At 63.9% G+C, this 21170-nt stretch carries 19 protein-coding genes and 1 CRISPR repeat array; of the genes, 13 read left to right on the forward strand and 6 right to left on the reverse strand.

What is annotated here, in order from left to right; translation table 11 throughout:
• Nucleotides 1-62 precede the first annotated feature (62 nt).
• From HS968_RS25150 to HS968_RS25170, 5 genes are all read left to right on the forward strand, one after another.
• Nucleotides 63-1100: an AraC family transcriptional regulator gene (locus HS968_RS25150; protein WP_182369221.1), complete on the forward strand. Its 1038-nt coding sequence runs from the start codon at nt 63-65 to the stop codon at nt 1098-1100.
• A gap of 105 nt (nt 1101-1205) precedes the next feature.
• Complete coding sequence (locus HS968_RS25155) at nt 1206-1508, forward strand: DUF465 domain-containing protein (protein ID WP_238338881.1); 303 nt, start codon at nt 1206-1208, stop codon at nt 1506-1508.
• Nucleotides 1509-1739: 231 nt separating this feature from the next.
• The gene (locus tag HS968_RS25160; protein ID WP_182369223.1) at nt 1740-3992 is read left to right on the forward strand and encodes a putative bifunctional diguanylate cyclase/phosphodiesterase; all 2253 of its coding nucleotides are present in this window, start codon (nt 1740-1742) and stop codon (nt 3990-3992) included.
• A gap of 161 nt (nt 3993-4153) precedes the next feature.
• Nucleotides 4154-5155: an LLM class flavin-dependent oxidoreductase gene (locus tag HS968_RS25165; protein ID WP_182369225.1), complete on the forward strand. Its 1002-nt coding sequence runs from the start codon at nt 4154-4156 to the stop codon at nt 5153-5155.
• 83 nt (nt 5156-5238) lie between these two features.
• A complete protein-coding gene (locus HS968_RS25170; RefSeq protein ID WP_106738145.1) occupies nt 5239-5664 on the forward strand; it encodes an OsmC family protein in 426 nt (141 codons plus the stop codon).
• A gap of 229 nt (nt 5665-5893) precedes the next feature.
• Here HS968_RS25170 and HS968_RS25175 read toward each other — a convergent pair whose 3' ends face one another.
• Nucleotides 5894-6316 (reverse strand): PA0061/PA0062 family lipoprotein, encoded by a 423-nt coding sequence (locus HS968_RS25175; RefSeq protein ID WP_119694873.1) that lies wholly within the window; start codon nt 6314-6316, stop codon nt 5894-5896.
• A 123-nt stretch (nt 6317-6439) separates the two neighbouring features.
• Between HS968_RS25175 and HS968_RS25180 the strand changes: the two genes are divergently transcribed.
• Together HS968_RS25180 and HS968_RS25185 are read left to right on the forward strand one after the other, a co-directional pair.
• On the forward strand, nt 6440-7501 hold the full coding sequence (locus HS968_RS25180; protein WP_182369227.1) for an aminopeptidase: 1062 nt from the start codon (nt 6440-6442) through the stop codon (nt 7499-7501).
• 64 nt (nt 7502-7565) lie between these two features.
• Nucleotides 7566-7796, forward strand: coding sequence for a DUF1161 domain-containing protein (locus HS968_RS25185; RefSeq protein WP_182369229.1), 231 nt, complete (start codon nt 7566-7568; stop codon nt 7794-7796).
• A 180-nt stretch (nt 7797-7976) separates the two neighbouring features.
• Here the strand turns inward: HS968_RS25185 and HS968_RS25190 are convergent, their stop codons facing one another.
• Entirely contained in the window at nt 7977-8624 is a 648-nt protein-coding gene (locus HS968_RS25190; protein WP_182369231.1) for an HAD family hydrolase, read from the reverse strand.
• Between the two features lie 97 nt (nt 8625-8721).
• Nucleotides 8722-8937, reverse strand: a complete 216-nt coding sequence (locus HS968_RS25195; protein WP_182369233.1) for a hypothetical protein — start codon at nt 8935-8937, stop codon at nt 8722-8724.
• Here HS968_RS25195 and HS968_RS25200 point away from each other — a divergent pair.
• From HS968_RS25200 to HS968_RS25210, 3 genes are read left to right on the forward strand one after another with little or no spacing between them, the layout of a single operon-like run.
• Entirely contained in the window at nt 8936-10105 is a 1170-nt protein-coding gene (locus HS968_RS25200) for an efflux RND transporter periplasmic adaptor subunit (RefSeq protein WP_182369235.1), read from the forward strand. The two genes, HS968_RS25195 and HS968_RS25200, sit on opposite strands and share 2 nt — an antisense overlap.
• Nucleotides 10105-12057, forward strand: a complete 1953-nt coding sequence (locus HS968_RS25205) for a MacB family efflux pump subunit (RefSeq protein ID WP_202884197.1) — start codon at nt 10105-10107, stop codon at nt 12055-12057. Before HS968_RS25200 ends, HS968_RS25205 begins: the two co-directional genes overlap by 1 nt.
• Before the next feature lie 11 nt (nt 12058-12068).
• The gene (locus tag HS968_RS25210) at nt 12069-13439 is read left to right on the forward strand and encodes an efflux transporter outer membrane subunit (protein WP_182369238.1); all 1371 of its coding nucleotides are present in this window, start codon (nt 12069-12071) and stop codon (nt 13437-13439) included.
• 9 nt (nt 13440-13448) lie between these two features.
• On the opposite strand, the gene HS968_RS25215 is transcribed toward HS968_RS25210, so the two are convergent.
• The 3 genes from HS968_RS25215 to HS968_RS25225 form a co-directional block, all read right to left on the reverse strand.
• A complete protein-coding gene (locus HS968_RS25215; RefSeq protein ID WP_182369240.1) occupies nt 13449-14408 on the reverse strand; it encodes a hypothetical protein in 960 nt (319 codons plus the stop codon).
• A gap of 255 nt (nt 14409-14663) precedes the next feature.
• Nucleotides 14664-16131: a CRISPR direct-repeat array (repeat unit 28 nt; unit sequence CTTCACTGCCGTGTAGGCAGCTCAGAAA).
• Between the two features lie 167 nt (nt 16132-16298).
• Nucleotides 16299-16787, reverse strand: coding sequence for a GNAT family N-acetyltransferase (locus tag HS968_RS25220; RefSeq protein ID WP_182371685.1), 489 nt, complete (start codon nt 16785-16787; stop codon nt 16299-16301).
• 11 nt (nt 16788-16798) lie between these two features.
• Entirely contained in the window at nt 16799-17341 is a 543-nt protein-coding gene (locus tag HS968_RS25225; protein WP_182369242.1) for a gamma carbonic anhydrase family protein, read from the reverse strand.
• Nucleotides 17342-17473: 132 nt separating this feature from the next.
• Here HS968_RS25225 and prlC point away from each other — a divergent pair, with 132 nt between their 5' ends.
• Genes prlC through HS968_RS25240 form a run of 3 tightly spaced genes read left to right on the forward strand, consistent with a single transcriptional unit; the run spans nt 17474 to nt 20893 of the window.
• The gene (gene prlC, locus HS968_RS25230; RefSeq protein ID WP_182369243.1) at nt 17474-19522 is read left to right on the forward strand and encodes an oligopeptidase A; all 2049 of its coding nucleotides are present in this window, start codon (nt 17474-17476) and stop codon (nt 19520-19522) included.
• Nucleotides 19519-19779, forward strand: a complete 261-nt coding sequence (locus tag HS968_RS25235; RefSeq protein WP_179623101.1) for a YheV family putative zinc ribbon protein — start codon at nt 19519-19521, stop codon at nt 19777-19779. Before prlC ends, HS968_RS25235 begins: the two co-directional genes overlap by 4 nt.
• Before the next feature lie 25 nt (nt 19780-19804).
• On the forward strand, nt 19805-20893 hold the full coding sequence (locus HS968_RS25240) for a DUF3298 domain-containing protein (protein ID WP_182369244.1): 1089 nt from the start codon (nt 19805-19807) through the stop codon (nt 20891-20893).
• The last annotated feature ends 277 nt before the right edge of the window (nt 20894-21170 follow it).

The following is a 21170-nucleotide window of genomic DNA, read 5'->3' on the forward strand; positions in this document are numbered from 1 at the left end:
GCCTGCCAGCGATACGCAGCGACGCACTATCGCCGGCTCTGCGCATTGGGCAGAATCGACGCATGCCAAACCCTCTCGCAAACGCCACGCAGGCCTCGGTCAGCGCCAGCCTGACCCAGGCGGTTCTGCACGCCGCCAGCCGTCTCGGCCTGGATCGCCAGGCACTGCTGAGCGCCTGTGGATTACAGGAACAGCAACTGATCGACCCCGATGCGCGCGTGCCGTTCAGTGTTCAGGAGCGCCTCTGGCAGGAACTGGACTGCCGTCTGCAACACCCGGAGCCCGGCCTGTTGCTGGGGCGCAACCTCACGCCCGGCCCCTTCAGCGTACTCAGCTACCTGCTGCAAAGCAGCGCCACGCTGGGCGATGCGCTGACCGCCGCGCTGCGCTACCAGCGTCTGGGCGGCGAAGGTGGCGAGTTGCAGGTCGAGGAGCAGGACACCGCCCTGCTGCTGATCTACCGCCCGCTGCATCCCGAGCACCCGGCCACGCGCATTCGTGTGCTGGCCATGCTGGCTTGCTGGGTGCAGATCACCACCCCGTTGCTCGACGACTTTCATCTGCTCGGCGCCCAGTTCCGCCATGCCGAGCCGACAGATCTGGCCCCCTATCAGGACGTGTTCGCCTGCCCGTTGCAGTTCTCCGCCAGGGATTACGCCATCGTCCTGCCCCGCACCCTGTGTCAGCGCCCATTGATGCAGGCCAATCCACCGTTGCAGCAATTGCTGCGACAACACGCCGAAGCCCTGCTCGCGCGCCTGCCCAGCGCCAGCCTGAGTGCCCAGGTGATCGGCCTGCTCGGCGAACAACTGGCCCATGGCGAGCCGGATCGCGGCGAGCTGGCGCGCAAGCTGAACCTGAGCGAACGCACCTTGCAGCGGCGCCTCGCCGAGGAAGGTTGCAGCTACCAGCAACTGCTCAGCGACACCCGACGGCAACTGGCCGAACAGCATCTGCGCGAAGGCCGCCTGCCGGCAGCCGAAATTGCCCTGTTGCTGGGCTACTCCGAACCCAGCGTGTTCTTTCGCGCCTTCCGCCAATGGAGCGGGTTGACGCCCGGTGAGTACCGGGCCCGTTATTGCAGCGAAGCGTCACGCTGAACCGATTCGCGTCGAGCGTGACAGCCGCCTCACTGACCCTGATCAATAAACCACCAGCGGTCGCGCTCTAGCATTGCTAGCCATCTGCCATATAGCGCGACCACCATGCCTCAGACCCATCTGCTGCTCAGTCTGCCGGATGCAGACGCCTGCCAACGGGTAGCGCATCTGTTGCACCGTCAGGCGCCTCAATGCCAGGTCATCGCCGAGATCGAGAGTTGCCGGCAAAAGCCTCTCTGTCAGTGGGTACAGCGCCTGCCTACAGCCAGCCTGGGGGATGTCCATGCCAGCCTGGATGACGCCATCGATGTGCTGGAACGTAGTCGCCATGCCTTCAAATCCGTGCAACTGGCCGAACTGCGTAAACGCCTGTGTCAGCTGCGCGAAGAGTTGTCCCGCCTGGGGTAATTGCGGTAAAAGCTAGCCGCAGTAGGTTCCGCCGCATGCGGAGACCGGCTTTGCCGGGCAGGACACAGGGCCTGCAAGACAGAGCGCCGCTGGCCGCCTTCCTTCGAGGAAGCGCGGCCGGCGGCGCTTTTTTTTGGCCTGCCATTTATGGCAGACACCCAGCGGGCTGCCGCGAGCACCTAGCAATGCTCCCGGCGATCTTTAGCGCTGAAGGACAAGCACGAGGCCGAGATGGGCAACGAACAAGAATTCCAGGATCTGCTCCAACACATCGCCCCGGATCTGGATGAACTGCGCCAGCGCCTGCGCTTCCTCGACTGGCGCCAGGTCGACAACGAGCGTTTGTCGCGTTGTGCGCAACGCGTCGAACATGCCAACCAGCACTTCGTCGACACGCTCTATCAGCAACTCGCCGACTATCCAGCGCCGTCGGCCATCCTCAGCGACCCGGCCGTCACCGAACGCCTCAAGCAACGCCAGGCCGATTACTACCGCGGCCTGTGGCAAAGCTCATTGGACGAAGACTACGTGCTGGAGCGACTGCGCATTGGCTGGGTGCATCAGCGCACGGGTGTCGACCTGAAGTGGTACCTGGGCGCTTACCGCCTGTATCTGGATCGGCTGCTCGGCGAGCTGCTCGGCTCCTCGGTGGCCAGCGATTGCTTCTCCAGCCTGATCAAGAAGGTATTCTTCGACATCGGTCTGGCCTTGGACAGCTACGGCGCCGCCCAACGCAAGGCGCTGCAGGACAGCGAGGCACGCTATGCCCGTGCCATGCGCGGCGCCAACGACGGGCTGTGGGAATGGCAATTGGAGCAGGATCAGCTGTACCTCTCCGAGCGCTGGATTCGCATGCTCGATCTCGACCGCGACAGCCTCTCGCCCACCAGCCACAGCTGGTTCAGCCGCGTCCATGGTGATGACCTGCCCGGCCTGCGCCAGGCCATCGACAGCCATCTGCGCGGCCTCACGCCCTTTCTTCATCACGAATACCGCATTCGGCGGCAGGACGGCAGCTACCTGTGGGTGCTGGTGCGTGGCGTGGCCGATACCTGCAGCGGCGGCCTGCGGCGCATGGCCGGCTCGCAGAGCGACATCAGTCAGCGACGCGCTGCCGAGGAGCAGTTGCACCACGCCGCGCGCCACGACCCGCTCACCGGTCTGGCCAACCGCGCCCGACTCGGCGAGCTGCTGCAACAAGCCGTACAACGCCAGCAACGGCCGGGGGCACGTGAGGCAGCCCTGCTGTTCATCGATCTGGATCGCTTCAAGCTGATCAACGATAGCCTCGGTCATCAGATCGGTGATCGTGTACTGGTGGAGGTAGCCGAGCGACTCAGTCACTGCCTGCGGCCTGGGGATCACCTGGCGCGCTTCGGAGGCGATGAGTTCGTCGCCCTGCTCGACGACCTGGCCTGCATGAGCGACGCCGAGCGCGTCGCCCAGCGTATGCTCGAGAGTTTGCACACGCCGCTCAGGCTGCAGGAACAGACGCTGGCAGTCAGTGCCAGCATCGGCATCGCCGCGTTACAGGAGAGCGGTCAGCCGCTCGACCCGCTGCAGGCTGCCGACCTGGCCCTGTACCGAGCCAAGAGCGCGGGCAAAGCGCAATTCGCCCGCTACAGCAACGAATTGCAGCAACAGGCGCAGCGCCAGCTGGAGCTGCAGAACGCACTGGCACAGGCCAGTGCACGTGGTGAGCTACGCCTGGCGTACCAGCCGATCTGCCAACTCGACGGCAATCAGCCGCAACTGATCGGCGTGGAGGCGCTGCTGCGCTGGCAGCATGCAGGCCACGACATCTCGCCGCTGGAGTTCATTCCCTGCCTGGAGGAATCCGGTGAAATCCTCGCGGTGGGTGACTGGGTACTGCAGCAGGCCTGCCGCCAGGTACGCGCCTGGCAACAGAGCGGGCAACCGCAACTGCGCTGCTCGGTCAACCTGTCCAGCCGCCAGTTGCAGCAGAACGATTTCGCCGCACGGGTCGCCGACATCCTGAGCGAGACAGGCCTGCCGCCCTCCAGCCTGGTGCTGGAAATCACCGAAAGCCAGCTCATGGAGGACAGTGCGCAAAACCTGGCTTGCCTGCGCGAATTGGCCAGCCTCGGTATACAGCTGGCCCTCGACGATTTCGGCACGGGCTACTCCTCGCTGGGCTACCTCAAGCGCTTTCCGCTGCACATCATCAAGGTGGACAAGAGCTTCATCGCAGGTGCCCCTCAGGACACCGAATCACTGGCCATCAGCCGGGCGATCATCGGCCTAGGCCACAGCCTGGGGCTGACCGTGGTGGCCGAGGGCGTCGAGAAACAGGCGCAACTGGACTTCCTCGGCAGCGAAGGCTGTCACTACGCTCAGGGCTACTGGTTCAGCCGCCCTCGCAGTCCGCTGGAGCTGCAACGCCTGCTCAGCGGTGAAGATTGCTTCGATGGCCTGTGGTGTCCGCTCGGCGGTGAAAAACGCGCGCAAGGCGTACAGGCATGAGACGCCCTGCGTGCCTTGCACGGCCAGGCCTGCTGGGCCTCAAGCAGGCCGCATGAACACCAGCGCATCACCCCCGTCGATGATGACTATGCCTCTGCGCGGCGTGCGCAGCCTGAACCCAAGGGGTTAGAGTAGGCGGCCAAGCAACGAGGAGACTCCCCATGAGCCGACTGGCTTCCATCAAGCTCTCCACCCTCGACCTGGCGCCGATCCGCGACGACGGTGACGCCGCTCAGGCCCTGCATAACTCGCTGGCGCTGGCCAAGCATGTCGAGCGTCTGGGCTTCGAACGATTCTGGGTGGCCGAACACCACAACATGGACGGCATCGCCAGTTCCGCCACGTCCGTGCTGATCGGCTACCTGGCCGCCGGCACCAACAGCATTCGCCTCGGCGCGGGCGGCGTGATGCTGCCCAACCATGCGCCACTGGTGATCGCCGAGCAGTTCGGCACACTGGCCACGCTCTACCCCGGCCGGATCGAACTGGGGTTGGGTCGTGCACCTGGCGCCGACCAGTACACCGCCCACGCACTGCGCCGCAGCCGCGATGGCAGCGCCGAAGACTTTCCCAATGATGTCGAAGAACTCCAGGCCTACCTCGGCCCCCGCCAGGAAGGGCAGCGGGTGATCGCCATGCCCGGCACAGGCACCAACGTGCCGATCTGGCTGCTCGGTTCCAGCCTGTTCAGCGCCCAGCTCGCCGGCATGAAGGGTCTGCCCTACGCCTTCGCCTCGCATTTCGCGCCGCGCTACCTGCATGAGGCGATCCGCATCTACCGCAACCATTTCCGCCCCTCGGCGGTGCTGGACAAGCCTTACGTGATGCTCGGCGTACCACTGCTGGCAGCCGACAGCGACGAGCAGGCGCAATACCTGGCCACCTCCGCCTACCAACGCATTCTTGCCCTGGTACGCGGCCAGAGCCTGGTGCAGCGCAAGCCGGTGACGAGCATGGACGGCCTGTGGCTGCCACACGAACGCCAGGCCGTGGGCGAGTTTCTCGGCCTGGCCGCCATCGGCGGGCCGCAGACCGTGCGCCAGCGCCTCGAACAACTACTCGAGCAGACCGAAGCGGACGAGCTGATCTTCACCTGCGACATGTATGACTTCGCTGATCGCCTGCATGCCTTCGATATCCTCGCCGAGCTGCAACGCGGCTAAGTTCGAACTTGTGCGCCTGACAGCCCTCTGAATCAGAACAGGCCGCCAGACCGGCGGCCGTGTTCATGCAATGGGAGACGCACATGAAAAAGACAGCATCGGCCCACTGGCAGGGCGGCATCAAGGACGGCAAGGGCACCATCTCGACCCAGAGCGGCGCCCTCAAGGACTCGCCCTACGGCTTCAACACCCGCTTCGAGGACAAGCCCGGCACCAACCCCGAAGAATTGATCGGCGCGGCTCATGCCGGCTGCTTTTCGATGGCGCTGTCCAAGGAACTGGGCGAAGCCGGGATGACCGCCGAGAGCATCGACACCCAGGCTCAGGTGACGCTGGACAAGGTGGATGGCGGCTTCGAGATCAGCGCCGTGCATCTGTCGCTGCGCGCGAAAATCCCCGGTGCCGACCGCGCCGCCTTCGAGAAGGCCGTGGAAACCGCCAAGACCGGCTGCCCGGTGTCCAAGGTACTCAACGCCACGATCACCCTGGAAGCCGTGCTCGACAGCTGACCTCGACTCGCGCTACGCAGCTGGCAGGGTGGGTTAGCCGCCTGAAGCAGTGCCGATTCGATGCGTCGGAACGGGTGTGGCGGATGGCCGCCACGCGAACCCACCATCGGCGCAACGCGATCCAGCGCCTGGTGGGTTACGCGACGCGGCACGAGCGCATCGGCTATTGATCCGTGTTCAGCGCCGCTAACCCACCCGACAAGGGCACGACATTCAATATCACCATCCGCTAGATGGCCGTGCCGCAGCGCAGCACCTCACCGCGTGCCAACACGTTGCGCTGATCGTCATACAGCCAGGCTTGCGCCTTCATCTGCATCTGCCGTGCTTCAAGGCGATAGCGTTGACCAGCGACAAAACCGTCGTAGCGCACGCGAATTTCGCAGGTCATGCGCAACGGCTCGCTCATCATGCCAAGCCCGCCACCACCACGGACTTCGAACTGGAAACGGGTTTCCAGCTCGTGCTTGCCGGGCGTTACCTGAAAGTAGCGACCATCAGGCCAGCGCTTGTCATCCAGGCGGTCAGCCATCAGCAGCGTGTCGGCAGTGGAATACAGCTCGACCCAGGCCTGCTGAGGATCGGGCTTGGGCAGGGGTGACGCACAGGCCCCGAGCATCAACAGGGCGGGAGCGAAAAGCAGGGCGCGCATGGCGACCTCCGAGAAGGGTTCAGACACCAGCCTACACCGGGAGGCGGGCAAAACCGAGGCGAAACGGGCGTATTCATACGCACAGGGCTGGAGGCAAACGACGCGATCAGCTAGCGTGACGGCATGCCCAACGCCTTCTTTATCGACCTGCCGCGCCGCTTCGCGGTTCCCCTGCTCGCGCTGCTGCTGGGCGGCTGCTCGACTGTCGATTACTACGCTCATCTCGGCCAGGGTCAGTGGCACTTGCTGCAAGCGCGCCAGCCGGTCGAACGTCTGCTGAGCGACCCTGCTACCGACCCCGACCTGGCCAGGCGCCTGAGCCTGTCACAGCAGGCCAGGGATTTCGCCAGCGCACGACTGCATCTGCCGGACAACCGTAGCTATCGCCTGTACGCCGATCTGGGCCGCCCTTTTGTGGTGTGGAACGTGTTCGCCACGAAGGAGTTCTCCCTCGACCCCGAGTTGCACTGTTTTCCCATCGCCGGCTGCGTCGCCTATCGCGGCTACTACCAGCAAGGCCGCGCCCGTGGCGCCGCGGCACTGCTGCGCCAGGAGGGGCTGGACACCTACATCGGCGGCGTGGAGGCCTACTCCACCCTGGGCTGGTTCGACGATCCGTTGCTCAACACCATGCTGCGCTGGAGCGACGAGCGTTTCATCGCGGTAATCTTCCACGAGCTCGCGCATCAGCAGTACTACCTGCCGGGTGATACCGCCTTCAATGAATCCTTCGCCACCTTCGTCGAGCGCGAAGGGCTGCGCCAATGGCATGCCGCCCGTGGGGAAACACCGCCGGCCAGCGACGACCGCCAGCGCCAGCAGTTCATCGAACTGGTACTGGCCAGCCGTGAACGCCTGCAGCAACTCTATGCCAGCAACCTGCCGGCGGCGGCCATGCGCACGGCCAAGCAGGCCGAGTTCGAGCGCCTGCGCCGCGACTACCGTGCCCTGCGCCAACGCGAGTGGGGCGGCCAAGGCCGCTATGACGCCTGGATCGAAAGCCCGCTGAACAACGCCAAGCTGCTGCCCTTCGGGCTGTATGACCAATGGGTGCAGGCCTTCGCCCGGCTGTTCGAGCGCGAAGGACGGGATTGGCCAGCCTTCTATGCTGCCGTGGCCGCGCTCGGTCGGCTGCCGGAGGCAAATCGTCGGGCTGAATTGGAAAGCCTGCGGCAAAAGGACTAGAACTGATTGGCACATTGCCAGTCCAACCTATTCAGGTTTTCGCCCAACACCGGAGGTACAAGCGATGCAACGACTGATTCCCGCCCTGGCCCTGATGATGCTTGCAGGCGGCGCGCTGGCCGCGCCCAAGCCCTGCGAAGAGCTCAAGTCCGAGATCGAAGTGAAGATTCAGGCCAACAACGTGCCCAGCTACACCCTGGAAATCGTGCCCAACGCCGAAGTCCAGGATCAGAGCATGGTCGTCGGCAGCTGCGACGGCGGCACCAAGAAGATCGTTTATCAGCGTAATGGCTGATACCTGCCTCTGATTGGCTCCCGCCTGAGCGCGGGAGCCAGCTCTTGCACACCGCCTTCCTGCTCCAGCATCTCCGCCAACCCATGGCGGCATCCTTTCGTGGGCTGAAGCGGAGCGCCGCCCGGCCCACCCTACCTGTTTATATTCATCCGTAGGGTGGGCTTCAGCCCACCGAATACCTTAGCGCCTGAACGCTTCGTGCAACTGCACCAGCGTATCGAAGTGATAGGCCGGCGCCTCGCCCGCCAGCTCCTCGCGACTGCCGAAGCCATAGCCCACTGCCGCCGCATGCAGACCATTGCTGCGCGCGCCGATCAGGTCGTGCTTGCGATCCCCGATCATCAACGCCGAATCCGGCGCCAGCCCCTCGCTCTGCAGCAGGTGCGCCAGCAGCTCGACCTTGTTGGTGCGCGTGCCATCCAGCTCACTGCCGTAGATACGCTTGAAATAGCGGGCGAAACCGAAGTGCCGGGCAATTTCCTCGGCGAACACCGTCGGTTTGCTGGTAGCGATATACAGCGTGCGGCCCTGCGCAACCAACGCGTCAAGCAGCGCCTCGACACCCTCGAACACCCGGTTCTCGTACAGACCGGTAACCCGGAAGCGCTCGCGATAGTGATTCACCGCCTGCCAGCCGGTCGCTTCGTCCAGTGCATAGGTGGCCATGAAGCACTGCAGCAACGGCGGGCCGATGAAGTGCTCGAGCGCGGTCAGATCCGGCTCATCGATACCCAGCTTGCTCAGGGCGTACTGCACCGAACGGGTGATGCCCTCGCGCGGGTCGGTCAGGGTGCCGTCGAGATCGAAGAGGATATTGCTGTAGTGCATAGCGCGTCGTACTTCACCTGTGCGGAGGGAGACGAAGGATAAGGCAATTGCGCGCAGCACCCAACGCTCTGGATTCCTCTCGATCGAGCCCAACCATTCAGAAACATTTTGTTTCATCTGCCCCGACGAACGGACAGCGGGTTTGCGCCACTCGTCCGTCTTTGTAGTTAGGAACACCAGTTCTACCCTCTCGGCGCCGCCAGAACAGGGCGGCCAGTTCCCTTATCCGCATCACACCCCCATGCACCACGCAGCCGCTGCGCAGGTTCATGACCGGTCTTTCAGCGCTCAGGCAGAGGTCGAGCTTCAGCATGGTGTTTTCCCGTTTTTCCCCGCGTCGCCTGGTTTTGCTGGCTGCAATCGTATCGATCCTGCTGACCCTCACCGGTTGGCTTCACCGCTCACCGACCATCGCCTATGAAACCGTCGCCGTATCACGCGGCGATGTCGAAGCCACGGTGGTGGCCATCGGCACCCTGCAGCCACGCCATTCGGTGGAGGTCGGTGCGCAGGTGTCCGGGCAGATCATGCGCCTGCACGTGGAGCCAGGTGATCAGGTGGAAAAGGGCCAACTGCTCGCCGAGATCGATGCCAGCCTGCACGAAGCCACGGTGGAAGCCGACCGCGCCGCTCTCGACGGCCTGCGCGCGCAACTGGCCGAGCAACAGGCGCAACTCGACCTGGCGCAGCAGCAGCATCGTCGCCAGCAACGCCTGCTCGCCGACGAAGCCACCCGCGAGGAAGACGTGCAGATCGCCGTCGCCAACCTGCGCTCCGCCGAAGCCCGCTTGAAACAAATGCGCGCGCAGATCGCCGAGGCCCAGGCGCGCCTGCGCGGCAACGAAGCGCAGCTCAGCTACACGCGCATCTACGCGCCCATCGCCGGTTCGGTGCTGGGCGTCGACGTGAAACAGGGCCAGACCCTCAACGCCACCTACCAGACGCCCACAGTGATGCGCATCGCCGACCTTTCCAGCATGACCGGCTGGACGCGCGTTTCCGAAGCCGATATCCGCCGGGTCAAGACCGGCCTGCCGCTTTACTTCACCACCCTCGGCGGTGACGAACGGCGCTGGCACAGCAGCGTGCGCCAGGTACTCCCGGCGCCACCAGTGCCGGCTGGTAGCCAGGGCGAGTCGAGCAGCAGCGCCAGCGAAACCGAGAAGGTGGTGCAGTACACCGTACTGTTCGAAGTGGACAACGACGACGGCGAGCTGATGCCGCAGATGACCGCCCAGGTGGTGTTCGTCACCGCCTCGGCCAAGGGCGTGCTCACCGCACCGCTGGACGCCCTGCAAGGCAAGCCCGGCGACTATCAGGTGCGCGTCCTGGCCAAGGGCGAGCTGCCCGAGCTGCGCGCGGTGAAGGTCGGCGCACGGGATCGCCAGGTGGCGGAAATCACCGACGGCCTGGCCGAAGGCGAACACCTGGTGACCGGCGAAGCGCAGGCCGATGACGGCATGTCGAGGTTCCAGTGGTAGTGCCAGTAACAGCCCCGCTGATCGAACTGCGGGGCATTCGCCGCACCTACGGCGGTGACAACGGCGCGCCGGCCGTGGACGTGCTGCGTGGCATCGACCTGGCAGTGCAGGCCGGCGAATTCGTCGCCATCGTCGGCACCTCCGGCTCCGGCAAGTCCACACTGATGAACATCCTCGGCTGCCTGGATCGCCCCAGCGCCGGCAGCTACCGCTTCGCCGGTGAAGACGTCGCTGCGTTCGACGCCGACCAGTTGGCCTGGCTGCGCCGCGAGGCGTTCGGCTTCGTGTTCCAGGGCTACAACCTGATCGCCACCGAGACGGCGCGGGAGAACGTCGAGGTGCCGGCCGTCTATGCCGGCATGCCAGCCGAACAGCGCCACCAGCGCGCCTCGGCACTGCTGCATCGTCTGGGCCTGGACGGGCGCCTGGAGCACCGTCCCAGCCAGCTCTCCGGCGGCCAGCAGCAGCGCGTGTCGATTGCCCGGGCGTTGATGAACGGCGGGCGCATCATCCTCGCCGACGAACCCACCGGCGCGCTGGACAGCCGCAGTGGCAAGGAGGTCATGGCGCTGCTGCACGAGTTGGCGGACGCGGGCCACACCATCATCCTCATCACCCACGACCGCGACGTCGCCGCCCAGGCGCGGCGGGTTGTCGAAATCCGTGATGGCGAGGTGATCAGCGACAGCGGCGCAGCGGTGCCAAGCAATGCGTTGCCCGCCACGGACATGCAGCAGGCTGGGCGTGACAGCGGCGCGTCGTTCTTCAGTGAGCTGGGCGACATGTTACGCGGCGCCTTGCGCGTACTGCTGATTCATCGTTTCCGCACAGCACTGACCCTGCTCGGCATCGTCATCGGCGTGGCCTCGGTGATCGTCATGCTCGCTGTCGGCGAAGGTGCGCGGCAGAAGGTGGTCGCCGAAATGGGTGTGATGGGTGCCAACATGATGTACATCGGCAGCGACGTGCCGCGCACCGGCGGCCCGATCGGCGTGCTGACCCTGGATGACTTCACCGCCATCGGTGAGCTGCGCGAAGTGGCCGAGGTGATGCCCATCCTGCGTGACCCGGCCCTGATCCGTCATGGCCAGGAGGCGCTGCAGACCGAAGTACTCGGCGTCGGCGACAAGCTGCCGCAGATCCACCACTGGCCCGTGGCGCGCGGGCGCTTCTTCAGCGCTGCGGAAAACCGCGAGATCGCCCCGGTGGCGGTGCTCGGCCACGAGGTCTACGAGACAGTGTTTCCCGATGGCAGCGACCCGATGGGCAAGATCATCCTGATCAACAGCTCGCCCTTCGAAGTGATCGGCGTGATGAGCGAAAAAGGCAGCGAAGCCGGCGGCAACTACCCCGACCAGCAAGTACTGGTGCCGCACAGCACTGGCGTGGTGCGGGTGTTCCCCAAGCTGCGTGATGAGAGCTACGGGGCGATTCAGGTGCGCAGCAGCGACCTGGTCATGCAGGCGCAAAGCGCCATCGAAGAGCTGATGCAACAACGACACGGCCGCACGGATTTTCGCGTGTACAACTCCGCCGCCAAGCTGCAGGCCGAAGCCAAGACGCGGCAGAGCATGACCCTGATGCTCGGCCTGATCGCCGCCGTGTCACTGCTGGTCGGTGGCATCGGCGTGATGAACGTGATGCTGATGACCGTGCGCGAGCGTACCCGCGAGATCGGCATCCGCATGGCCACCGGAGCACGCCAGCGCGACATCATGCGCCAGTTCCTCACCGAGTCGGTGCTGGTCACCCTGCTTGGCGGCAGCGTCGGCGTGGCCAGCGGGCTGCTGTTCGGCGCCCTGCTGATCCTCTGGGACGTACCGCTGGTGTTCTCACTGTCGGCCATGCTGCTGGCCTTCGCCTGCTCGGTGGGCACAGGCCTGGTATTCGGCTACCTGCCGGCCAAGACTGCCGCGCGCTTAGACCCGGTCGTGGCGCTGGCCGCGCAATGACAGGACTTTCCATGACCCGCTATCTCACGCCTGCGCTATGCGCCGCCCTGCTGCTAAGCGGCTGCAGTCACAGGCCCGAAGCCCCTGCCGAGCTGCCCGCTGCTCCGACGCAGTGGCGACATGCGCAGGACGGCGAAAGCGTGACCGATACCTGGTGGCGCAGTTTTTCCAGTGCCGAGTTGAATGCACTGATCGACCAGTCGCTGCGCAACAATCAGGATCTGGCTGCGGCCGCCGCGCGCCTGCGCCAGGCCCAAGCCAGCAGCCGCGCTGCCGGCGCCCCACTGCTACCGCGTCTGGATGGCAACCTCGGCGCCAGTCGTGAAGGCCGTCTTGGTGGTAATGGCGAAGCCACCGGCAATCGCTACAGCGGCGGCCTCGCCGCCAGCTATGAAATCGATCTATGGGGCCGCCTGGCCGCCGACTACGACGCCGCCCAGGCCGAGCTGGCTGCCAGCCGCTTCGACCGCGATGCCCTGCGCCTGAGCCTGACCGCCAGCCTGGTGGAAACCTGGCTGCGCCAGGTCGCGCTGGACGAACGCCTGCGCCTGGCCGACCTCAACCTGAGTAACGCCGAACGCGTACTTGCCACCGTGCAGGCTCGCGCCAACGCTGGCGCTGCTACACCACTGGAACTGGCCCAGCAACGTGGCCTGGTCGCCGAACAACGCCGCAGCCGCGAAGCACTGCGCCAGCAGGCCGATGACGTACGCAGCAACCTTGCCGTACTGCTCGGCCAGGGCGAGCCGGCGACAACATCCTCAGCCTCGCTCGCCGCCTTGCAGGCACCTTCGCTGGCGGCCGGCCTACCCAGCGAGCTGCTGTTGCGCCGCCCAGATCTGGCCCGTGCCGAAGCTCAGCTCAGTGCCGCCGACGCCAACCTGCGTGCAGCACGCGCCGCCCTGCTGCCGCGTCTGAATCTATCTGCTGGTGCCAACGGCTCGGCCGGCAGCCTGGGCCGTGTATTCGCCGACCCGCTGTATTCACTGACCGCCGCGCTCACCGCGCCGATCTTCGACGGCGGCGCCCTGGCCGCCGAACGCGATCGCAGCGATGCCAGGTGCGAAGAGCTGTTGGCCAGCTATCGCCAACGCATCATCGAAGCCTTTGCGGATGTACAAGTGGCGCTCAACGCCGGTACCGGCGTGGAAGCGCAATGGCAGGCGCAACAGGAGGTTCAGGCCCAGGCCGAGCGCGCCCTGCAGCTGGCCGAGCGGCGCTACCAGGCGGGCGCTGACGACCTGCTCAACCTGCTCGACGCCCAGCGCACGCTGTATGCCGCCGAAGACCAGAGCGCCCTGCTACGCCTGGCCCACCTGCAAAGCAGCGTGGCCCTGGCACGAGCGCTGGGTGGGGGCTGGAGCACGGCGCCCACTCAGTGAATTCACGAGTCAGACCGCGGCCTGCGCCCGGTAGCCCCAGCGCAGGCCAAGACGGGTGAAGGGCCAGAGCAACACCAATTGCAGCAGGCCCAGCAGAATCAGCAGGACGTTCTCGCCAGCACCACCGAAGAGCAACAGCACCAGCATGAGTGCCGAGCACACCAGCGCAGTGCCGATCCACAGCAGCATGGTGATCAGGCAGGCCAACGCCAGGCGCCCGCCATTGAACCCCAGTACCTGCTCAGGCAAGGCGCCACGCGCTGCGAAGAACGCCACCAGTAAATTGATCTGCCCGTGGCCAAGGACGATCCAGCCCTCCCAACCTTCCAACGCATAGCTGTAAAGCATGCCGCTGAGCAGTTGCATGGCCAGGGCGCACAGTTGCAGATAGATCACCACCACGCCCAGCGCGAAACACCAGGCCAGTGTTTGCCCTGGCATTTTCAACGGTTCAGAAACCTTCTCGGCGCTGTAGCGAAACAGATAAAGCAGCAGCCACAGCGGCAGCAGGGCTTCGATGCCAAAGCGCAATAATTCCGAGGCCCACCAGAACAGGCTGGTCAGCGCGCCATTGCTCAGTTGTTCATAGCTCCACATGAACAGATAGCTAATCGCGTAACCACCCAACCATGACAAACACAGATACACCAGGCCATAACCGACCAGCAAACCGGCGGGCTGTCGATAGTCGCCCAGGCCATTGCACTCCAGATAGCTCTGCGTCAGCCAGTACACGCACAGCCCGGCCATCAGCAGATGGCTGATCCAGTTTCTCACCCCGTAGCGCAGCATCCACTCGCCCAGGTTCTCCATGGGCGAGTTGAACATCAGGGTGGCCATCGTGATCAGGATGCCGATCACCCCAACCAACAGCGCAACGCCTACCAGGTAATGTGGCAGCGCCGGAGACTCACGCGTAGCGGCAGGTGCTGACAGCGGGGCAATATCGAAAGGGTTGGCTTGGGTCATGAACGATCCTTGTCGTTAGGTGCATGTATCGAATGTACGCGAGCATAGCCGCCATGCCTTGCAGGCAAAAGCACCGCCCACCGATTGCGTGCGGTAACCCACATGGGCTCGAAACCGGACTGATACCCTTTTTCTGGCCCCATACCCTGGCTCTTTAAAAATCAAGGAGTTGGAGATAGCTCTGAAAAAAGGGTCAAACCGCCAGAGAAGGGCCTCCAGCGTTGAGAAACAGCAACTTGGGCGCTATCGTCTCTACTTCACTGCCGTGTAGGCAGCTCAGAAATCGAAGTCCAGGACACCAACCAGTACGGCATTCTTCACTGCCGTGTAGGCAGCTCAGAAAACCTGCACGAAGCGCAGCAGCGGCACAACGTTCTTCACTGCCGTGTAGGCAGCTCAGAAAATTTCGGGCTTGGCTCGTTTCTCGTTGTCCTTCTTCACTGCCGTGTAGGCAGCTCAGAAAAGCTCCGACTGCAGGCGGGCCACGGTGGCATCCTTCACTGCCGTGTAGGCAGCTCAGAAAAAGACCAGATAAGCCAGGAAGCACAGGCCCCCCTTCACTGCCGTGTAGGCAGCTCAGAAATTACCAGGGTTACACGATGCACCTGACTGCTCCTTCACTGCCGTGTAGGCAGCTCAGAAACGGATCCCGTCCGCGCCTGTAACGTCCAGGTCCTTCACTGCCGTGTAGGCAGCTCAGAAAAGCCATGTACAGACACCTAGCCTCAATACCGTCTTCACTGCCGTGTAGGCAGCTCAGAAATGGCGGATATCAAGGCGGCTGTGCCGCTGAGTCTTCACTGCCGTGTAGGCAGCTCAGAAAAGATGTGGAGTACTGCTGAGTCCGCGAGAAAACTTCACTGCCGTGTAGGCAGCTCAGAAAGTAAGGGCGACGACCCTCGCAGTAGCTGGATCCTTCACTGCCGTGTAGGCAGCTCAGAAATTCTCCAGCTCGTCCTTCGCCTGGAAGTCGCCCTTCACTGCCGTGTAGGCAGCTCAGAAATGGAACAGCGTGGCTGAAGCGGCAGAGGGTAGCTTCACTGCCGTGTAGGCAGCTCAGAAATTGATGAAATGGCGAACGACGGGCGTCTCGACCTTCACTGCCGTGTAGGCAGCTCAGAAACAGGCGTCGACGATCTGCTGATAGTCGGTCTTCTTCACTGCCGTGTAGGCAGCTCAGAAATCCTCCAGCGTCTGCCGCGCCTCACGCAAGGCCTTCACTGCCGTGTAGGCAGCTCAGAAATTTGGGACTCACCTTGTCGCATCAGCCGGAAACTTCACTGCCGTGTAGGCAGCTCAGAAAAATCTCGCGGGTCAGGTCATCCAGAGTCGCGCCTTCACTGCCGTGTAGGCAGCTCAGAAAATCAGCAACACGCAGGTGGCTTCGGTAATCGGCTTCACTGCCGTGTAGGCAGCTCAGAAATTCCCACCCTCCGCATGGCTGGCGAGAAGGGCCTTCACTGCCGTGTAGGCAGCTCAGAAAAGCAATTCGGGCCTCAAGAAAGTGCGCCGCTCCTTCACTGCCGTGTAGGCAGCTCAGAAACTGCCGAGTGGCGATCAGCACTATGTAACGTGCTTCACTGCCGTGTAGGCAGCTCAGAAAAGCGACGGTTGCCGCCAACGGCAGCGACAGCACTTCACTGCCGTGTAGGCAGCTCAGAAAAGACGATAGCCTCGAAGTCACCCACCCGCCCGCTTCACTGCCGTGTAGGCAGCTCAGAAACGCACGCGCCGCAGCAGGCTCGGCCTTGGCTGCTTCACTGCCGCGTAGGCAGCAATTGGCGGGCTGTTCGCTTCGCTCCTGAGCCCGCCCTACGCTGGTATTGGTGTCCGGAACCAAGCAGTTCGTCTAAGCGGGATCGCAGATACGACTCGCTGCCGCACGGCCTTTCACACGTCCAAACCACGAAACATCACATGGCAGTCCACCAGCCCATGTCGCGCATGGCGATAGGCCTTGGGCAGGGTGCCGACGATTGCGAAACCGTGCTTCTGCCACAGCGCCACGGCGACCTCGTTGGTCGAGACCACGCTGTTGAACTGCATGGCGCTGAAGCCCAGTTGGCGGGCCACGTCCAGCGAATGGGCGCAGAGCCGGCCGGCGATGCCCTGACCGCGGGCGGCGGGAGCGGTCATGTAGCCGCAGTTGCACACATGGTTGCCCGGCCCGGCGGCGTTGGCTTTGATGTAGTAAGTGCCAAGTATCTGCCCGCCCTGCTCGGCAACGAAGGTCGCGCGTGGCAGTTCGACCCAGATCTTCCAGGCAGTTTCACGATCCATGTCCGGGTCGAAAGCGTAGGTTTCCTGCGCCTGCACCACGTCACGGATGATCGGCCAGACCTGATCGAAGTCGGCAGCCTCGATAGGCCGGATGACCAATGCGGCGGCGCTCACTGGTCGTACCCCTCAGCCAAGTGCAGATCCTTGAGTTTCACGTAGTTGCCGGCGGTATAGCTGAAGAAGTTGCGCTCTTTGTCGGTCAGCGGGCGGGCCTGTTTCACCGGGCTGCCGACGTACAGGTAGCCGCTCTCCAGGCGCTTTCCCGGCGGCACCAGGCTGCCGGCACCGATGATCACTTCGTCTTCGACCACCGCGCCGTCCATGACGATGCTGCCCATGCCGACCAGAATCCGGTTGCCCAACGTGCAGCCATGCAGGGTGACCTTGTGCCCGACGGTCACCTCGTCACCGATGATCAGCGGGTAGCCATCCGGGTTGAACGGCCCGGCATGGGTGATATGCAGCACGCTGCCGTCCTGCACGCTGGTGCGCGCACCGATGCGGATGCGGTGCATGTCGCCGCGGATCACGGTCATCGGCCAGACCGAGCTGTCCTCGCCCAGTACCACATCGCCGATAACCACGGCGCTGGCGTCGACGAAGGCCCGTTCGCCAAGCTGTGGAGTGGCCTGTTGGTAATTACGAATCGCCACGATAGAAATCTCCTGGGCTGCGGGAAAACTTGATTCTAATTAAGATGGCCCCCATGTCGGTTGCTATCGCGCCAGAATTATTGCCGCTCTCTGCGCCGCAACCCTCCCTTCATTCGCCACAGGTGCCTCGTCGTGACCGCGAACAATCCCCTGCTGCAAGACTTCGACCTGCCGCCCTATTCGCAGATCAAACCTGAACACGTCGAGCCCGCTGTCGACCAGATCCTCGCTGACAGCCGCAGCGCCATCGCCAAGCTGCTTGAAGCGCAGCAGGCCAATCCGAGCTGGGACGGCCTGGTGCTGGCGCTGGACGAACTCGGCGCACGCCTAGGCCGCGCCTGGAGCCCGGTCAGCCATCTCAACGCCGTGCGCAACAGCCCTGAACTGCGCGCCGCCTACGAGGCCTGCCTGCCCAAACTGTCGGAGTACTGGACCGAGATGGGCCAGAACAAGCCGCTGTTCGACGCCTACGAAGCCCTGGCCAACAGCCCGGCCGCCGCCAACTTCGATGTGGCGCAGAAGACCATTCTCGAACACGCCCTGCGCGACTTCCGCCTGTCCGGCATCGATTTGCCGGCCGAGCAGCAGAAGCGCTACGGCGAGATCCAGATGCGCCTGTCCGAGCTGACCAGCAAATTCTCCAACCAGCTGCTCGACGCGACCCAGGCCTGGACCAAGCTGATCGATGACGAAAGCCGCCTGGCCGGCCTGACCGACTCGGCCAAGGCGCAGATGAAACAAGCCGCCGAAGCCAAGGAACTGGATGGCTGGCTGATCACCCTGGAATTCCCCAGCTACTACGCGGTGATGACCTACGCCGACGACCGCGCCCTGCGCGAAGAGGTGTACGCCGCCTACTGCACCCGCGCCTCCGATCAGGGGCCGAATGCCGGGCAGAACGACAACGGCCCGCTGATGACCGAGATTCTCGACCTGCGCCAGGAACTGGCGCGCCTGCTCGGCTTCGCCAACTACAGCGAGCTGAGCCTGGCCAGCAAGATGGCCGAGAACACCGATCAGGTGCTGAGCTTCCTGCGTGACCTCGCCGTGCGCAGCAAGCCGTTCGCCGAACAGGATCTGGCCGAACTGCAAGCCTTCGCCGCCGAGCAGGGCCTGAACGATCTGCAGAGCTGGGACGTCGGCTACTACAGCGAGCGCCTGCGCCAGCAGCGCTACAGCATCTCGCAGGAAGAGGTACGCGGCTGGTTCCCGGTGGACAAGGTGCTCACCGGCCTGTTCGCCATCGTCAAGAAGCTCTACGGCATCGACATCCGCGAACTGAAAGACTTCGACACCTGGCACCCGGACGTGCGTCTGTTCGAGATCAGCGAGAACGGCGAGCATGTCGGCCGCTTCTTCTTCGACCTCTACGCCCGCGCCAACAAGCGTGGCGGCGCCTGGATGGATGGCGCGCGTGACAAGCGCCGCAGCGCCGACGGCAAGCTGATCGCTCCGGTGGCCAACCTGGTGTGCAACTTCACTCCGCCCGTCGGCGGCAAGCCGGCGCTGTTGACCCACGACGAGGTCACCACGCTGTTCCACGAATTCGGCCATGGCCTGCACCACCTGTTGACCCGCGTCGAGCATGCCGGCGCCTCGGGCATCAACGGCGTGGCCTGGGACGCGGTCGAGCTGCCCAGCCAGTTTATGGAGAACTGGTGCTGGGAGCCGGACGGCCTGGCGCTGATCTCCGGCCACTACGAAACCGGCGAACCGCTACCACAAGCCATGCTGGACAAGATGCTGGCGGCGAAGAACTTCCAGTCCGGGCTGATGATGGTGCGCCAGCTGGAGTTTTCCCTGTTCGACTTCGAACTGCACGCCACCCATGGCGATGGCCGCAGCGTGCTGGACGTGCTCGAAGGCGTGCGCAGCGAAGTCTCGGTGCTGCGCCCGCCGGCCTATAACCGCTTCGCCAACGGTTTCGCGCATATCTTCGCAGGCGGCTATGCGGCGGGTTACTACAGCTACAAGTGGGCCGAGGTGCTGAGCGCCGATGCCTTCTCCAAGTTCGAGGAAGAAGGCGTGTTCAACGCCGACACCGGCCGCGCCTTCCGCGAGGCCATCCTCGCCCGTGGCGGCTCGCAGGCACCGATGGTGCTGTTCGTCGACTTCCGTGGCCGTGAGCCAAGTATCGATGCCCTGCTGCGCCACCTCGGCCTGAGCCAGGAGGCAGCGTGAAAAAGCGTTTTATTGCCGGCGCCGTGTGCCCGGCCTGCAGCGAGCAGGACAAGATCCAGATGTGGGACGAAGATGGCGTACCGCACCGCGAATGCGTGGCCTGCGGCTACGCCGACACCCTCGATGCGCGTGGCAATTCAGTGCCCAAGGAGGTTCCCACGCGGGTCAACGTCAGCGGCCTGAAACCCAAGGCCAGTGCAGGCGTTCAGGCCGTGCAGTTCTTCCCCAATCCCAAGCTGAAAAAGCCCAGCGAGTAGCTCACTTCTGGCCACGGAGGGCCTTATGCGTTTTCTTTTCCTCTTCCTGCTCAGCGCCGCATTGCCGGTGGCCGCTGAGCTGCGCTTCGAAAACCTGGAAGCCAAGCGAAGCGACTGGGAGACCTATCGCTTCCCCCTGTTGCAAGGCGATAGCCTGGCTGTCCGGCGCATCAATACCTACTTGCACGCCATGGAACTGGAAGGTTTGCCGGGACGCTTCGAGCGTTCGCCTTTCGAACGTATCTGGCCCAAGGAAGGGGAAATCTGGGGTACCAACAGCCTGGATTACCAGATCGACACGGAACAACCCGGCTTTCTGTCCCTGACCATCAGCGGCGAGTACACCGGGGCCTATACCAGCATGGGCCATGTCACTTATCTGTTCGACCTGGCCAGCGGCCACCCCATCGGCCTGAGCCAGCTCTTCACATCGGCCGGTCTGCAACGGCTGGGCGAGCGCATCGGCCGAGAACGAAACAAGCGTATCGAAGACTATCTGGCCGGTATCCCGGTACCCGGCGGAAATACCGACGAGTTGGTATCGCTCTCCCCTGACGACCACGACGAACGCAGCGACGAACAGCGGGATATGTATCGCCAGTGCCTGCCCAGTCGTAGCAAAGCGGACCTCAGTTACGACCGCCTGCAACTCGGCAAACAACAACTGACGCTGACTGCCGGTGGTTGCGCACCCCATGTAACACGTGCACTGGATGACCTTGGCGACTTCGTCAACAGCGTGCCCTATGCGGAGCTAGACACTGACCTCAGCCCCTACGGGCGCTGCCTGCTGCTGGAGCAACGCAGCGACTGTCACCATCCAGGCGATCTAAAGGCCGGCGGCGTGTACTGGGGCAAAATTGGCGGCCGCTATCCCATCACCTTGGTCGTAGGTACCAGCCAGAACAGCCGCCCACAGTCCAGTAGCTACTTCTACGACAAGTACGCCACGCGTATCGAGCTCAGCGGTAACGAGTTGCGCGACGGCCACCTGCATCTTCGAGAAAGTGGCGACACACCGGCCACATTCGATCTGCAGCTTCAGGCCGACGGTTCACTGCGCGGTACCTGGCAGCAGGACGGCGGCCAGGCACTATCGGTAGAGCTGCATTAAGCGGCTAGCACGGTTTCGGAGAACCGTAGGGTGGGCTAGCGGCGCAGAAGACGAATCGACAGCCGCCTCGCTCGTGGCGCGTCGCCTAACCCACCAGCCTGTAGGCCGCGTAGCGCCTATGGTGGGTTACGCCGCCACAGTGGTCGTGTAAAGACTGAGCTGCGTGGCAGGCGGCTAACCCACCCTTGTATCTCGACCATAGCCTCCTGCGAGGTTATGGTTCCCGACTGATCATCGGGGGAGGAGCTGCAGGCCGTACCCACCCTTAAGCCTTGAG

Origin of the sequence: Pseudomonas berkeleyensis, assembly GCF_014109765.1 — a bacterium.
In the GTDB taxonomy this organism is placed as follows: Bacteria; Pseudomonadota; Gammaproteobacteria; order Pseudomonadales; family Pseudomonadaceae; genus Aquipseudomonas; species Aquipseudomonas berkeleyensis.